Origin of the sequence: Faecalibacillus intestinalis (genome assembly GCF_015097455.1) — a bacterium.
Lineage (GTDB): Bacteria > Bacillota_I > Bacilli_A > Erysipelotrichales > Coprobacillaceae > Faecalibacillus > Faecalibacillus intestinalis.
Map to the genome: position 1 here is coordinate 1,471,941 of NZ_AP024085.1, position 15,877 is coordinate 1,487,817.

Genomic DNA, 15,877 nt, shown 5'->3' on the forward strand with positions numbered 1-15,877 from the left:
TTTCACCCCATTCAATAATAAAGAGTGGGTTCCCCCACTCGTTTCTCTTTATGAAACTATAAGTAATATAGCACATTTTTCATTTATAATCAAGTCACTAGAAAAGTGATAATTGATTTTCTTCTTGCATACCATCAAAAACACCCATTTTTGTTAGTTGTTTAATATGCGAATTGTTCAATTTAGTCCTTTTAATCACGTCTTCTTTAGATAAGAAAGAACCATGTTTACGTGCCTCAATAACAGTATTAGCTACCGATTCACCTAATGAATCAACTGAACTAAACGGTGGAAGTAAGCCACTTGGATCATCTGGATCTAAAATGAATTTATTGGCATCAGACTTTTCTAAGTTTAAAGGACTAAAATGGAATCCTCGATCAATCATTTCTAACGCAATTTCAAACACATCCCACAATCCTTCATCCTTATTTGAAGATTGTCTGTTTTCCCTTAACATTTCAATTTCTTTTCTTCTTGAAAGAATAGCATCTTTACCAGCAACTAATGTTTCAATATCAAAAAAATCACATCTTGTGGAAAAATATACTGCATAATATTCTCTTGGATAATATAATTTCCACCAAGCTACACGAATAGCTGATAAAACATAGGCTACCGCATGGGCTTTAGGGAACATGTATTTAATTTTCTTACATGAATCAATATACCATTGAGGAACATTGTATTCTTTCATTAATTCCTCGTATTTCTTTTCTGGGAAAACTGCAGGTGATTTTCCTTTACGAACACATTCCATGATGTCAAAAGCATCTTTATTAGGAAGGCCTTTTTCAATCAAATAAACCATAATATCATCACGACATCCAATAACTTCTTTTAAGGTACATGTTCCATTTTTAATCAACGTCTCTGCATTACCTAAATAAACATCTGTTCCATGTGAAAGCCCCGAAATGATTACTAAATCATTAAAAGTTTGTGGTTTTGTCTGATCTAACATACTACGTACAAAGGTTGTACCAAATTCAGGTAATCCTAAAGCACCACTCTTGCAATTGATATAGGATAAATCAACACCTAAAGCATCACTCGTTGTAAAAAGTGACATAACTTTTGTATCGTTTGTTGGAATTGTTTTAGGATCAACACCTGTTAAATCTTGTAACATACGAATAACGGTTGGATCAACGTGTCCTAAAATATCGAATTTCAAAACGTTATCATGAATAGCATGGAAATCAAAGTGAGTCGTACGCCATTCAGCAGATAAATCATCTGCTGGATATTGGTAAGGCGTGAAATCAAAAACATCATAATCTCTAGGAATAACAATAATTCCCCCTGGATGTTGGCCAGTCGTACGTTTAACGCCACCACACCCTCGAGCAATTCTTTCAAGTTCAGCACTACGTACTTCATTATCAATTCCTAATGTTTCAGCATATCCTTTTGCATAACCATAAGCTGTTTTTTCAGCAACTGTAGAAATTGTTCCCGCTCTAAAGACATGATCTTCTCCAAAAATAGTTTTAGTAAATGCATGAGCATTTGCTTGATACGCTCCCGAGAAATTTAAGTCGATATCGGGTACTTTATCCGCATTGAAACCTAAGAAAGTTTCGAACGGGATATTATGTCCTTCACCTTTCATTGGTTTACCACATACAGGGCAAATCTTATCAGGTAAATCATAACCATCAGCAGCAACACCTTCTTCTAAAAATTCACTATGACTACAATGAAGACATAGATAATGTGGTGGTAACGGATTTACTTCTGTAATTCCTGACATTGTTGCAACGAATGAAGATCCTACCGAACCTCTGGAACCTACTAGATAACCATCATCATTTGATTTTTTTACTAGTAAGTGGGAAATATAATAAATAACCCCAAACCCATGTTTAATGATATTACTTAATTCTTTTTCTAATCTTTTTTCCACAATTTCAGGTAGTTTTTCACCATAAAGTCGATGTGCTGTATCATAACAAATCTTTGTTAAATTTTCATCTGCATTATCAATTGTTGGTGTAAATAATTTATCATGAATTGGTCGAATTTCTTCAACCATATCTGCGATTTTGTTTGTATTTGTTACAACATATTCATATACTTCATCCGCTGGTAGATAATCATAACATTTTAACATTTCATCTGTTGTTCTTAAATATTGAGATGGTGTAAATGCACGTGGATTTTTTCGGTCACATAAAGGATGAGCACGATGTCCAATCCCAATTTTGGGTTGTGATATAAAAACATCTCGATAAATTTTATCCTTTTCATCTAAAAAATGGACATCTCCAGTAGCTACAATAAGTTTATTTAATTTTTTTGCTGCTGTAATAAGACGTTTTATTGAAATAATTAAATTTTCTTCAGATTCAATTTGTCCACGATCAATTAAATGATAGTAATCTTGAAAAGGTTGTATTTCCACATAATCATAAAATTCTAACAATTGTTCCAACTTTTCATCCGAAGAATTCAAAGCTGCTTCAAAAACATCTGAACGATAACAGCTAGTCCCATATAGCAATCCTTTACGATAATATTCCAATCTTTCTTTTGGAATACGAGAACCATCATGGAAATAAGTTGTATTTGCTTCAGAAACAATTTTAAACATATTTTTTAAACCTTCTTTGTTTAAAGCAAGTGCTGTCATATGATATGGGAAAACGATTTTATAAGCATCGTCTTTTTGTAATTTATTTAAATCAAGTAAATTATAATTTCCACTTTGCATAATAGAATGTAACATCGTTGTAAATACAGCACCTAAAACTTCAGCATCATAATCAGCTCTATGTGCTACATCATCGTCATAATTTACACGATAAACACGACATACATTTCCTAAACGATAAGATTTCATTGGTTTCATAATAGCTCTTGCTAATGCCAAAGAATCAATAACCGGATTAGTTATAGGTTTTTGATTTAACCTCTTTAAACTTTCATTTAAAAAACCAATGTCAAATTTAGCATTGTGAGCCACTAAAATAGCATCACCAAAGAATTCTAATATTTGTGGTAAAAACTCTTTAATTGTTGGTGCATCAGCAACCATTTCATTTGTAATATTTGTAAGTTGAGAAACACGTGTTCCAATCTTTTTACCAGGATTTACAAAACTTTGTAAGCGATCAATCACTTCACCATTTTTAATTTTAACTGCACCAAATTCTGTAATCCCATCATGGATAACAGAAAAACCAGTTGTTTCCAAGTCAAATGATACATATGTGGCATCTTCAATAGACATATCTTTTTCATTAAAAACAATATTAAAATAAGGTTCTATCATATTTAATTCAACACCATAGATCATCTTAATGCCCGCTTTTAAACTAGCTGCTTGAGCTTCAGGAAATGATTGAACGTTTCCATGATCAGTAACTGCAATTGCTTTGTGTCCCCATTTGGCCACTTGATTAATATAATCCGAAACATTGCCTATTCCATCCATTGCTGACATCTTAGAATGTGTATGAAGTTCAACTCTTTTAACTTCCACAGTGTCTTGCCTTCTTGCTGGTTCTTTAATAACTTCTATTTGACGAGCCATCATAACTGTTTCTCTCGCATAATTATCTAAACGAATTTCTCCTGTTACTTTGATCCACACTTTACCTTTATCTAGTACTTTAATATCCTCTAAAGTATTAGTTGTATTGTTTTCAAAGCGTTTTACCATAATTGAATCCGTATAGTCAGTGATCCATAATGTTTGAATATGTTTTCCTGCTCGTGTTTTGATTAATTCAGTTTTAAAGACATACCCTTGAATCGTACAATTATTTTCCATCGTTTGACTGTTAATTTCAGATAACTTTAAAAAAGTTGCATCACCCTTTGGTTTTCGATAATTATTTTTATAATCTACAGTTGGTTTTACTGGTTCCGATTTTTTTATTTCGGACATATCTATTTTCATTGGTTCATAGCTGTCCATTTCTTGTAATAAATGATTTAATTCATCATTATCTTGTTTAACATAAAAACTAAAATCTTTCTCTATTCCAATTTCCACAAAATACTTTTTAATTGTTGATTTTAATTGTTGGAATTGTTCCAATTGTATTTCATTTAACAAACCAATCGATATAGTTTGTTTAATTTCAATATCTTCGATTTTCAACGAAGAAAATAATGGTGAAATTTGTTTTAGTTTTTCAATAATATACCCTAAATAAAGTGAAACATCTTTTGACTCAAAATTAAAATCATCATAACAAATTACAAATTCAGCCAGGTAAGGAAAATCAAGGCCATGATCAAGTAAGAGTTGATACTCTGTAAATGGAATCAAATCCTTACTCAATATATAAAATGTATAATGGTTATCATGATGTACAATAACTTTTTTCAATGAAGCATGTAATAAAACATTAACATCTTCGATTATATTCAATTGTTTTAATAGTATTATTAATTTATTCATATTACACCTCAAAAATCTTACCTATTATAACACAAAAAAAGGCTTACGCCCTTTTTTTAGAAAAATTTTCCAATATCATTTATAGTTACAAAAATCATTAGGCCAAAAACAAGAATTAGTCCTGCCATTTGTAAAGCATATTTCATTTTTGTTGGAATTTCTCGACGAATAATTTTTTCAACTAATGCAAATAATACTTGACTACCATCTAGTCCTGGAATAGGAAGTAAATTAAACATTCCAATATTTGTTGATAGTAAAGCAGTCAATGACAACAATGTACTAATTGAACCAGATTGTGTAACTTGTGCAGTCACTGTATAAATTCCTACTGGACCAGAAAGTTGTGAAACAGTATGTGTTAAATCTGTAATAAGTTTTCCTAATGTTGTAAAAATCAATAATGCATATTCTATAAATTGATTAATTCCTTGTCTTATAGCCTCAATAAAAGTCAATTTTTTAGTAGCCGCTGTTATTCCAATGACATAAGACTTGGATTCACTATTGTACTTTCCTTCAACTGTTTTTTCAATATTTTGATTCCCTCTTTTAAGGAAAATTTGCATTGTAACTGTATCTGTATCTAATTGTAAATTTTCATTAGATAAGACAGATTGAATATCTGAAAATGACGCAATGATATGTTCTTCACCATTAATTGTGATTTTATTAATGGTGTCTCCAGCTTGAACTCCAGCATTATAAGCACCATTGTTTTTAACAACACTTCCAATTTCAGAAGTATTTGTTTGTACTTCAACAAACGAATAAATACCAATTAATAAAACAAGGGCAAGTACAAAATTCATAAAAACACCAGCTAACATAATAATGCATTTTTTCCATGTTTTAATTCCTTTTAGAGTTCTTTCATAAGGAACATCTTTCATTAATTCGCTGTCTTCTTGATCAGCTTCACCTGCCATTGCAACATAACCACCAATAGGAAGTGCACGAATTTGATAATCTGTTTCTCCTTTTTTCTTAGAAAAAAGTTTAGGACCCATTCCAATAGAAAATTCAGCACAATAAACACCAAATAATTTAGCAGTTAGAAAATGTCCTAATTCATGGATTAATACAATAGCTCCTAGTATTACAAAAAAGACAAGAATATTTATAATCGTCTGCATGTTTCATTTATCTCCTTTAAAACAAAATCTCTCGCCCATTGATCAATATCTAATAATTGATCAATAGTTGGATCTTTAACCAACTCATGAGCATTCATAGCTTTTTCAACTAATTCCTCTATTTGTAAAAATTCAATTTTTCCTTCTCTAAACAAAAGATTAGCCATTTCATTTGCACCATTTAAAACACATGGTAAGCTTCCACCTGTTTTTCCAGCGCGATATGCTAAAGAAAGCGCATGAAATCTATTGAAATCTGGCTTTTTAAAAGTAAGCGAACCAAGTTGTGTTAAATCTAATGATTTACCATTAATTAATTTTTTTCTTTGTGGATAAGTTAACGCATACTGAATAGCTAAACGCATATCAGGTGTTCCCATTTGCCCAATGACAGAAGTATCTTCAAATTCTACAGCAGAATGTAAAATACTTTCTGGATGAATCAAGACTTCAATTTGATCATAATCTACATCAAACAACCATTTTGCTTCCATGACCTCTAATCCCTTATTAAATAAAGTAGCACTATCAATCGTAATTTTAGCCCCCATTGACCAGTTAGGATGATTCAACGCTTCTTTAACAGAAACACCTACAAGTTCTTCTCTTGTTTTATCTCTAAAACTTCCACCACTTGCTGTTAATAAAATACGTTTAATTTTATTCATTTCATTTCCTTGAAGCGATTGGAAAATCGCTGAATGTTCACTATCTACTGGTAATAATTTTACACCATGTTCTTTAACTAATTTTGTAATAATATGTCCTGCAACCACAAGTGTTTCTTTATTAGCTAAAGCAATATCTTTTTTAGATTCAATAGCATGAATTGTTGGTAACAAACCTGCAAACCCTACAATTGCATTTAATACAATATCAACTTGATCAATTGTTGCAATTTCATCTAAACCAGCACTACCAAAAACAAAACGAATATGTGGATATTTTTCTTGAAGATAGTTACAATCCTTTTCATCGATAACACAAACAACTTGTGGATTGATTTTTTGAATTGTTGTTTCAAGTAATACAATATTTTTGCCCGCAGACATTGCAACAACATTAAATTCATCTTGATGATGCAAGCAAACATCAACAGTTTGTTGACCAATAGAACCTGTAACACCTAAAATCGTAATATTTTTCATTATCTATAACCCCACAATCATTAAAAAGAAACTAAAAATCAATACATTAAAAGTTAAACTATCAATACGATCTAAAATTCCGCCATGTCCTGGTAATAATTTTGAATAATCTTTAACTTCAAAATATCTTTTAATGGCACTAAAAATCAAATCTCCTATTTGACTTGTCATTGTCATTACAATAATTGCTGGTACAATAATCCAATGATGTGCCAATATTCCTGCAAAATATGCAAAAACCAATCCTAAAACACTTCCTAGAACAATTCCACCAATTGACCCTTCAATTGTCTTTTTAGGAGATAATCTTGGAATCAACTTATGTTTACCAAAAGCCATACCAGCAAAATAAGCTCCTGTATCACTACCAAAAGTTGCAATTGCTAATAACAATAAATATTCCCAACCATAGTCAACTCTCAAAACAAGTAACGCATGTAATCCAGAACAAACAAGAACACCCATCGTAAAAACATAAGCACTTCTTTCAATATTACATTTATCATCAAAAATCATACATGCTAAAATAACCGCTAAATAAACCAAAATAGAATAGCTAGAAATAAGTAAATGATTTCTGTTTAATAAAAATCCTGTAACAAAAAATAAACCAACAATGATATACATATACATTCCAATACGTGGTCTAGAACAAATATGTAACATTTCATATACACTAAGACCCATTGCAACCCCTATAACAATTTTATAAAAAATACCCCCAAAAATGACTGCTGGAACTACAATTGCAATCAAGCACAGTGCGGTAATAATTCTTTCTTTCACTATTTTAAACCTCCATATCTACGATCCCTATTTTGATAAAGCCAAATTGCTTTATGTAATTCTTTTTTATCAAAATCCGGCCAACAAACAGGAGTAAAAATAAACTCTGCATAAGCAAGTTGCCATAACATAAAATTAGATAATCTTTGTTCTCCACTTGTTCTTACCATTAAATCAACATCAGGTAAATTCGCAGACATTAATGTTGAACCAAAATAATTTTCATCAATATCCTCAATATCAAGTTTCCCATCTTTTACATCTTGTGCTATTTTTTTAGTTGAACAAACGATTTCATCTCTACTACCATAAATAAAAGCAAAGCAAAGTTTTAGTCCAGTATTACCCTTTGTTCTTTCTATAGCAGTATTGATAATATCTCTTGTTGCCTTTGGAGCTTTTTCTAAATGCCCAATCATACAAATTTGAACATTATTTTCAATTAATTCTTTTAAATAAAGTTCAAAAAATTTTTTGGGTAATTTAAATATAAATTGTACTTCTTCTTCAGGACGAGAAAAATTTTCTGTAGAAAAAGCATAAACTGTCATTGCTTTAACACCAAGTCTATTAGCCTCTAAAGCAATCTTACGAATTGTCTTTGTCCCTTCGTTATGGCCATAAGTTCTTGGCATCATTCTCTTTTTAGCCCAGCGTCCATTGCCATCCATAATAAAAGCAATATGTGCTGGTATATTATTCATGTCTAATTCATAGTTTTCAATTTGATCATTCATAGAATAATCCTCCTTAAAGTCATGATTGATTATAACATAAAACCATAAAATAAAAAAGCGCCTAATAAGACGCTTCAATAATTATACAGTCATAATATCTTTTTCTTTTACTTTACCAATTTCATCAACTTCTTTGACAAATTTATCAGTTAATTTTTGAACACGATTTTGACCGTCTTTAATTTCATCTTCACTACCATCGCATTTTTTAATTTCATCATTAGCATCACGACGAATATTTCTTATAGCAACTTTAGCATGTTCAGCGAATTTCCAAACATTTTTTGCATATTCCTTACGTCTTTCTTCTGTTAATGCTGGCACAGTAATACGAATAATTTCTCCATCATTTTGAGGAGTTAAACCTAAATCAGCTTCATAAATTCCATGTTCGATATCTTTTAAAGCAGATTTATCATAGGGTTTAATTACTAATTGTCTACCTTCTACAACAGAAACACCAGCCATTTGATTAATTGGTGTTGGTGATCCGTAATAGTTGACCATTACACGGTCTAACATTGCAGGAGTAGCTCTTCCAGTTCTAACTGTCGCTAAATCTCTTTGGTAAGCTTCGATTGCTTTTTGCATTCTATCACTTGCATCATCTAAAATCATATTTATCATATTATTTTCCTCCAGAGATAGTTGTTCCTATTTTTTGTCCATCACAAGCTTTGGCAATATTACCATCTTCTTGCATATTAAATACACATAAATCAATATCGTTATCTTTACATAATGTAATAGCTGTTTGATCCATTACTTTTAAATCTTTTGCTAAAACATCACTATATGAAATCTCATCAAATTTTACTGCAGATTCATCTAATTTAGGATCAGCAGAATAAACACCATCGACCCCATTTTTAGCCATTAAAATAACATCAGCATTGATTTCAGCAGCTCTTAATGCAGCTGTTGTATCAGTTGTAAAATATGGGCTTCCAGTTCCAGCTCCAAAAATAACGATTCTACCTTTTTCTAAATGTCTAACAGCACGTCTTCTAATGTATGGTTCTGCAATTTGTCTCATTTCAATTGCTGAAAGTAAACGTGTTTGAATTCCTAGTTGCTCTAAAGCATTTTGAACAGCTAAACCATTCATTACTGTTGCTAACATTCCCATATAATCAGCAGAAGAACGTTCCATACCCATTTGTGCACCAGTAACACCACGCCAAATATTACCACCACCACAAACGATGGCAATTTCAACACCCAAATCTTTAGCTTCTTTGATTTGTCTTGCAATATCGGCTACAGTATTAGCGTTTATACCAAAATGATCATCACCGGCTAATGCTTCACCACTTAATTTTAATAAAACTCTTTTATATTTCATAAAATGTTCTCCTTTTTTAAAAAAAGGACACACTTGTAGTGTCCTTAAAAATTATTGTTTCATTTGTGCAGCTACTTCTTCAGCAAAGTTTTCTTCTTTCTTTTCGATACCTTCACCAACTTGGAAACGAGCCATTTCTAACACTTTAGCTTTTCCTAAGTATTTAGCAACTGATTCTTTTGGTGTTTTAATGAATTCTTGATCTAATAAACACCATTCAGAGAATACTTTATTTAATTTTCCACGTTTGATACCTTCTAATACTTTTTCAGGTTTGTTAGCTAATTTAGGATCATTAGCCATAATTTCTGTTTGAACTGCATCTTCTCTATCTTTTTCAACTTGTGGAATTTCATCTTGTGAGATATATTTTGGATTAATAGCAGCAACATGCATAGCAATGTCTCTTGCTTTTTCTTCATCACCGTCAGCTAATTTAACGATTGATACCATTTTTCCACCCATATGTGAATAAGCACCAAATACTTCATCATCATTTTTAGTGAAAGTTTTAATTCTTCTTAAAGATAATTTTTCACCAATTTTTCCAGATGCTTCTGCAATTGTAGTTTCAATAGTTTTTCCATCAACTTCAATTGCTTTTGCAGCTTCTAAATCAGCAGGGTTATTTGCAGCAACTGCTTCACATACATTATTTACTAATGCAACGAATTCAGCATTTTTTGCTACGAAGTCAGTTTCAGAGTTAACTTCAACCATAGCAGCTACATTTCCGTTAATAGCGAAAGCAGATAACCCTTCAGCAGCGATTCTATCAGCTTTTTTAGCAGATTTTGCGATTCCTTTTTCTCTTAACCAGTCGAATGATGCTTCGATGTCACCATCACATGCTTCTAATGCTTTTTTACAATCCATCATTCCAGCACCAGTTTTTTCACGTAATTCTTTTACTAATTTTGCACTAATTGCCATTTTCTTTTCCTCCATGAATTTTATTTTATTAAAAAGGGAAAGCTTTGCTTTCCCATCACAACATATTTATGATTTCCAGCCTTGAGATTATTCTTGAGTTGGTCTAGATTCTCTTCTTTGAGCTGGTCTACCAGCTTTATTTCTTGGCCCTCTTCTGTTGTTGTTTTCTACAGAAGATACAGCATCATTCATAGTAACTTCTTTTTCATCTTCATCTTTAACATAAGCAACAGTTAATGGTTCACTTTTAGCTTCACAAATTGCATCTGCCATAGCAGCAACAATTAATTTAACAGCTCTAATAGCATCATCATTTGCTGGGATTACATAATCAACTTCATCAGGATCACAGTTAGTATCAACAATACCAAATACAGGGATTCCTAAGATTCTTGCTTCAGCAACAGCGTTGTGTTCAGCTTTAGGATCTACAACGAATAAAGCACTTGGTAATCTTCTCATTTCTTTAATACCACCTAAGTTCTTTTCTAACTTAGCAGCTTCTTTTTTTAGTAAGATAACTTCTTTTTTAGGCAATAAATCGAAAGTACCATCTTTTTCCATTTTTTCTAATTCAACTAATCTTCTAATTCTTTTTTGGATTGTTTTGAAGTTAGTTAAAGTTCCACCTAACCAACGTGAGTTAACATAGAAACTTCCAGAACGGATTGCTTCTTCTTTAACAGCTTCTTGAGCTTGTTTTTTAGTTCCTACAAATAAAACTTTTCCACCTTTTTCGGCAATTTCATTCATTGCTTTATAAGCTTCATCGATTTTTTTAGATGATTTTTGTAAATCAATAATGTAAATTCCGTTTCTTGATGTAAAAATGTATGGAGCCATTTTAGGATTCCATCTTTTTGTTTGATGTCCGAAATGAACACCTACTTCTAATAATTTTTTCATTGAAATTACTGACATGTGTAATTTCCTCCTTTTCGTTTTTTTCCTCCATTATTTCAAACATTTACCACCATTAGGCACTAGATAAATGAATTCATAATGTGTGTATTTTTTAATACCTGAAACATAATAGCATAAGATTTAAAACAAAACAACCCTTTTTTATGCTTTATTTCGAGGATGTGCCTTTAAATAAACATTTTTCAAATGTTCTTTTGTAACATGAGTATAAATTTGTGTTGTCGAAAGGTTTTCATGGCCCAATAATTCTTGTACAGTTCTTATATCTGCTCCCGCATTCAATAAATGCGTGGCAAAGGAGTGTCTGAAAGTATGTGGATGTATTTTCTTGGTTGCATCATATTCTCTACCAATACGCTTTACAATATCCTGTATTCCTCTATTGGTCAGTTGTTCTCCTCTTTTATTAACAAAAACATATGGATGATCTTCTGAATTTACAAGTTTTCCCCTTACTTCTTCTATATATTTTAATAACCATTCACTAGCAAATTCATGGAAAGGAACATAACGGTCTTTGTTCCCTTTACCATGAATCAATAAAACTCGATTGTGAAAATCTATACAATCCAAGGTTAAATTTACTACTTCAGAACACCTTAACCCAGAAGCATACATGATTTCTAGCATCGCTTTATTACGAATTCCTAAATCATCTTGTGTATCAATACCATCCAATAAATCCACCATTTCTTCAGGAAACAAAAAATCAGGATTACGCTTTGTGGTTTTAATATTTTCAACAAGAATCATTGGATTATTTTCAGCCAATTCTTCTTTTACTAGATATTTATAAAATGATCTTAAACAACTGATTCGATTATTAATTGAATTCTTTGACAATTTTTTTTCATTTAAATAAGTTAAATATCCTCTTATATTTGTATACTTGACATCGTTAAAGTGAGAAATACTTTCACTTTTTAAAAAATCAATAAATTCATTTAAACTTCGTTGATAAGATTCAACTGTATTGATTGAGTAATGTTTTTGAAATTGAAGATATTTTATAAATTCTTTTTTATCTTGATTATAACTCATTGATAAATTGATCCATTACTTCTATTGCTCTGTTAGCATAAGCTTCTTTTCTTAGTTTCTTTTTAACGCGTACAGGTAAATCTGGTAGAATTCCAAAATTAGCTTTCATTGGTTGGAAATTACTTTCATCACAATGCGTAATATAATATGCAAGTGCCCCCATGATTGTTTCCTGTGGAAAAATAACAGGTTTTTGTTTATTTAAATAACGAACCATGTTCATTCCGGCAACGATTCCACTTTGAGCTGATTCAACATATCCTTCAACTCCTGTCATTTGTCCAGCAAAATAAATTCCAGAATGATTTTTTAAACTGTAATCTTGATTTAAAAATTTTGGAGAACAAATAAACGAATTTCGATGCATGACACCGTATCTTACAAATGTTGCATTTTCTAATCCCGGAATTAAATGAATAATTCTTCTTTGTTCAGGCCATGTAAGATGTGTTTGAAAACCAACAATATTATATAAACTAGCTTGTACGTTATCTTGTCTTAACTGTACGACTGCATATGGTTTTGTGCCATCAGGTTTTGTTAACCCAACCGGTTTCATAGGTCCAAACAATAAAGTTTGTTTTCCTCTTCTTGCCATTTCCTCAAAAGGCATACATCCCTCAAAAAATTTTTCTTCAAAATCTTTTGGTTTAACAACCTCTGCTTTCATTAATTCATCATAAAATACAGTAAATTGCTCCTCATTCATTGGACAATTTATATATTCATTTTCTCCTTTGTCATATCTTGATTTATAATAAGCAATATTAAAATCAATACTATCTTTTTCAACAATTGGAGCCGCAGCATCAAAAAAATAAAAATACTCTTCTCCTAATAATTCTTTGATTTTCGTAGACAAAGCATCACTTGTTAAAGGTCCACTTGCAATAATTGTTGGTGCTTGGGAAATTTCTGTAACTTCTTCATGAATCACTTCGATATTTGGATGATTTGTTATAAACTCAGTAACATCCGCAGAAAACTTTTCACGATCCACTGCAAGTGCTCCACCAGCAGGAACACTATTTTTTCTAGCAAATCGAATAATAACACTATCTAGTTTTTCCATTTCATTTTTTAATACACCTACGGCATTATTGAAATTATCTCCTCTTAACGAATTAGAACAAACAAGTTCAGCAAATGATGATGTATGATGTGCCGGTGTCATTTTAATAGGTCTCATTTCATATAACTTTACTTTAATATTATTTTTTGCTAATTGATAAGCCGCCTCAACTCCAGCAAGACCAGCTCCAATTACATTGACTATTTTTTCACTTTCCATATTTTCTCCTTTTTAAAAAAGTAGAACAAATGTTCTACTTAATAATTGTTTTACATTTTGGATAATTTGAACAAGCTTTAAATTCTCCCCAACGTCCCTTTTTAATAACCACTGGAGAACCACAGTTAGGACAAACTTCATCTGTCATAACAGGTTCTGCTTTCTTTTTAGAATTCTTAATATATTTACATTGTGGATAATTTGAACATGCTTCAAATTTACCATATCTTCCGGTTTTAAAAACCATTGGGCTTCCACACTTAGGACAGTTTTCTCCTGTAAATTCAGGTTCAACTTTTTCCTTTTTGATGTATTTACATTCAGGATAATTTTCACAAGCTATAAATTTACCATAACGCCCATGTCTTTCAACAAGATCATGTCCACATTCAGGACATTTCTCTCCTGTTTTTTTAGGTGAAATGACTTCCATTTTTTCATTTGCTTCATCCAATAAAGGTTGGAATTTTTTAATAAATGTATCTATAGCATCAAAATAATCATCTTGTCCTTCTGCAATATCATCTAGTTCTTTTTCCATTTGTGCAGTATATTCGACATTAATAATATCATTAAAAAATTGTGTTAGTCGATCACTTGTTAAAATTCCACTTTCAGTAGGTTTAAATGTTTTATCAACAAGTTCCACATACCCTCTAGTTTGAATCGTATCAATAATCATCGCATAAGTACTTGGTCTACCAATTCCAAGTTCTTCCATTTCTTTAATTAGTTTTGCTTCACTATAACGAGCAGGTGGTTTTGTAAAATGTTGTGTTTTTTCAATATTTTGACTTTCTAAAATTTCTTGTTCAATTAATTCAGGTAAAATTTCATCTTTTTGTTTTTCATATGGGCTATATAAACGTAAATAACCATCAAATTTTAATACTGAACCACTTGCGTTAAAATAATAGTTATTATTTTCTAATACTACACTTGTTGCATCAAAACGAGATGGTGCCATTAATGACGCCAATGCTCTAGCATAAATTAAAGAATACAATTTAAATTCATCCGCACTTAAATACTCTTTAACAGACTCAGGTGTACGCATTGCACTTGTTGGACGAATTCCTTCGTGAGCATCTTGTACATTTTCTTTCTTTTTACTTACTTTTACTTTTCCAACATAATTTTGACCATATTTTTCTTTAATATATTCTGTAGCACTTTCTACAAATAAATCTGACAATCTAGTCGAATCTGTACGCATATAAGTAATAAGTCCTACTGTTTCATCTTCTAAAGCAATTCCTTCATATAGCTTTTGAGCAATCATCATTGTCTTTCTTGCTTTAAAGCCTAATTTAGAAGACGCTTCTTGTTGTAATGTTGAAGTAATAAATGGTGGTTTTGATTCTCTTTTCTTACTTGATTTTTTTACACTATCAATAACAAATTCTTTAGAAAGTGCATTAAAGATTTCTAAAGCTTCTTGTTCATTTGAAATTTTTAACTTCTTTGTTCCTTTTTTATTAAGTTCACCTGTAAATTCAATTTCATCTTTTTCAAATTGTGCTTTGATTTTCCAGTATTCTTCTGGAACAAAGGCTTCGATTTCACGTTCTTTTTCAACAATTAATCTTAAAGCAACCGATTGAACTCGACCAGCTGATTTAGATTTAATTTTTCTTTGTAATAATTTAGATAATTTAAATCCAATAATTCTATCCAATACTCTTCTTGTTTCTTGAGATTTTACAAGATTTTGATCAATTTTACGAGGATGATTCAATGCATCAACAACTGCATCTTTTGTTACCTCATTAAAAACAATACGATTATCATCATCCATATCTAAACCTAAAACATCTGCTAAATGCCATGAAATTGCTTCCCCTTCACGGTCAGGGTCGGTAGCAAGGTAAACTGTTTTCGCCTCTTTAACAGCTGCTTTCAATTCCTTAACGACATCTTTTTTATCCTTAGAAATAACATATTTTGGCTTATAATGATCTTCTTGATCAATCCCTAGCCCTTCTTTACCAGATGTTGATAAATCTCTAATATGCCCTTTAGAAGAAGTCACATGATATTCCTTCCCTAAATAATTTTCTATTGTTTTTGATTTAGAAGGAGATTCCACAATGACTAATTTATCATACATAATATAACCCCC

12 protein-coding genes are annotated in these 15,877 nt (G+C 31.2%); all 12 read right to left on the reverse strand.

Going from position 1 to position 15,877, the window contains the following annotated elements:
- Positions 1–97 precede the first annotated feature (97 nt).
- The 12 genes from Fi14EGH31_RS08075 to topA all read right to left on the reverse strand — a co-directional run bounded on the left by Fi14EGH31_RS08075 (position 98) and on the right by topA (position 15,865).
- On the reverse strand, positions 98–4,414 hold the full coding sequence (locus Fi14EGH31_RS08075; RefSeq protein ID WP_200764694.1) for a PolC-type DNA polymerase III: 4,317 nt from the start codon (positions 4,412–4,414) through the stop codon (positions 98–100).
- A 56-nt stretch (positions 4,415–4,470) separates the two neighbouring features.
- Entirely contained in the window at positions 4,471–5,550 is a 1,080-nt protein-coding gene (locus tag Fi14EGH31_RS08080; RefSeq protein ID WP_117864326.1) for a M50 family metallopeptidase, read from the reverse strand.
- Positions 5,535–6,698 (reverse strand): 1-deoxy-D-xylulose-5-phosphate reductoisomerase, encoded by a 1,164-nt coding sequence (locus Fi14EGH31_RS08085; RefSeq protein WP_117825560.1) that lies wholly within the window; start codon positions 6,696–6,698, stop codon positions 5,535–5,537. The genes Fi14EGH31_RS08080 and Fi14EGH31_RS08085 overlap by 16 nt, the downstream gene beginning before the upstream one ends.
- 3 nt (positions 6,699–6,701) lie before the next feature.
- Positions 6,702–7,484 carry a phosphatidate cytidylyltransferase gene (locus Fi14EGH31_RS08090; RefSeq protein ID WP_022001528.1) on the reverse strand — a complete coding sequence of 261 codons (783 nt, stop codon included), beginning with the start codon at positions 7,482–7,484 and terminating at the stop codon, positions 6,702–6,704.
- Positions 7,484–8,221 carry an isoprenyl transferase gene (locus Fi14EGH31_RS08095; RefSeq protein ID WP_118473451.1) on the reverse strand — a complete coding sequence of 246 codons (738 nt, stop codon included), beginning with the start codon at positions 8,219–8,221 and terminating at the stop codon, positions 7,484–7,486. The genes Fi14EGH31_RS08090 and Fi14EGH31_RS08095 overlap by 1 nt, the downstream gene beginning before the upstream one ends.
- Positions 8,222–8,302: 81 nt before the next feature.
- Positions 8,303–8,848, reverse strand: a complete 546-nt coding sequence (gene frr / locus Fi14EGH31_RS08100; RefSeq protein ID WP_022001526.1) for a ribosome recycling factor — start codon at positions 8,846–8,848, stop codon at positions 8,303–8,305.
- 1 nt (position 8,849) lies between these two features.
- The gene (pyrH, locus tag Fi14EGH31_RS08105) at positions 8,850–9,566 is read right to left on the reverse strand and encodes a UMP kinase (RefSeq protein WP_022001525.1); all 717 of its coding nucleotides are present in this window, start codon (positions 9,564–9,566) and stop codon (positions 8,850–8,852) included.
- A 51-nt stretch (positions 9,567–9,617) separates the two neighbouring features.
- Complete coding sequence (gene tsf / locus Fi14EGH31_RS08110) at positions 9,618–10,499, reverse strand: translation elongation factor Ts (RefSeq protein WP_022001524.1); 882 nt, start codon at positions 10,497–10,499, stop codon at positions 9,618–9,620.
- 87 nt (positions 10,500–10,586) lie between these two features.
- Positions 10,587–11,420, reverse strand: a complete 834-nt coding sequence (gene rpsB, locus Fi14EGH31_RS08115; RefSeq protein ID WP_022001523.1) for a 30S ribosomal protein S2 — start codon at positions 11,418–11,420, stop codon at positions 10,587–10,589.
- 144 nt (positions 11,421–11,564) lie between these two features.
- Positions 11,565–12,464, reverse strand: a complete 900-nt coding sequence (gene xerC / locus Fi14EGH31_RS08120) for a tyrosine recombinase XerC (RefSeq protein WP_117864330.1) — start codon at positions 12,462–12,464, stop codon at positions 11,565–11,567.
- Positions 12,454–13,755, reverse strand: coding sequence for a methylenetetrahydrofolate--tRNA-(uracil(54)-C(5))-methyltransferase (FADH(2)-oxidizing) TrmFO (gene trmFO / locus Fi14EGH31_RS08125; RefSeq protein WP_022001521.1), 1,302 nt, complete (start codon positions 13,753–13,755; stop codon positions 12,454–12,456). The genes xerC and trmFO overlap by 11 nt, the downstream gene beginning before the upstream one ends.
- A 34-nt stretch (positions 13,756–13,789) precedes the next feature.
- The gene (gene topA, locus Fi14EGH31_RS08130) at positions 13,790–15,865 is read right to left on the reverse strand and encodes a type I DNA topoisomerase (protein WP_022001520.1); all 2,076 of its coding nucleotides are present in this window, start codon (positions 15,863–15,865) and stop codon (positions 13,790–13,792) included.
- Positions 15,866–15,877 lie beyond the last annotated feature (12 nt).

What these genes read in the sequence shown, in the direction of transcription:
- Fi14EGH31_RS08075 (WP_200764694.1), bottom strand. Translation starts at nt 4,414, where the DNA reads ATGAATAAATTAATAATACTATTAAAACAATTGAATATAATCGAAGAT.
- Fi14EGH31_RS08080 (WP_117864326.1), bottom strand. Translation starts at nt 5,550, where the DNA reads ATGCAGACGATTATAAATATTCTTGTCTTTTTTGTAATACTAGGAGCT.
- Fi14EGH31_RS08085 (WP_117825560.1), bottom strand. Translation starts at nt 6,698, where the DNA reads ATGAAAAATATTACGATTTTAGGTGTTACAGGTTCTATTGGTCAACAA.
- Fi14EGH31_RS08095 (WP_118473451.1), bottom strand. Translation starts at nt 8,221, where the DNA reads ATGAATGATCAAATTGAAAACTATGAATTAGACATGAATAATATACCA.
- frr (WP_022001526.1), bottom strand. Translation starts at nt 8,848, where the DNA reads ATGATAAATATGATTTTAGATGATGCAAGTGATAGAATGCAAAAAGCA.
- pyrH (WP_022001525.1), bottom strand. Translation starts at nt 9,566, where the DNA reads ATGAAATATAAAAGAGTTTTATTAAAATTAAGTGGTGAAGCATTAGCC.
- tsf (WP_022001524.1), bottom strand. Translation starts at nt 10,499, where the DNA reads ATGGCAATTAGTGCAAAATTAGTAAAAGAATTACGTGAAAAAACTGGT.
- rpsB (WP_022001523.1), bottom strand. Translation starts at nt 11,420, where the DNA reads ATGTCAGTAATTTCAATGAAAAAATTATTAGAAGTAGGTGTTCATTTC.
- xerC (WP_117864330.1), bottom strand. Translation starts at nt 12,464, where the DNA reads ATGAGTTATAATCAAGATAAAAAAGAATTTATAAAATATCTTCAATTT.
- trmFO (WP_022001521.1), bottom strand. Translation starts at nt 13,755, where the DNA reads ATGGAAAGTGAAAAAATAGTCAATGTAATTGGAGCTGGTCTTGCTGGA.
- topA (WP_022001520.1), bottom strand. Translation starts at nt 15,865, where the DNA reads ATGTATGATAAATTAGTCATTGTGGAATCTCCTTCTAAATCAAAAACA.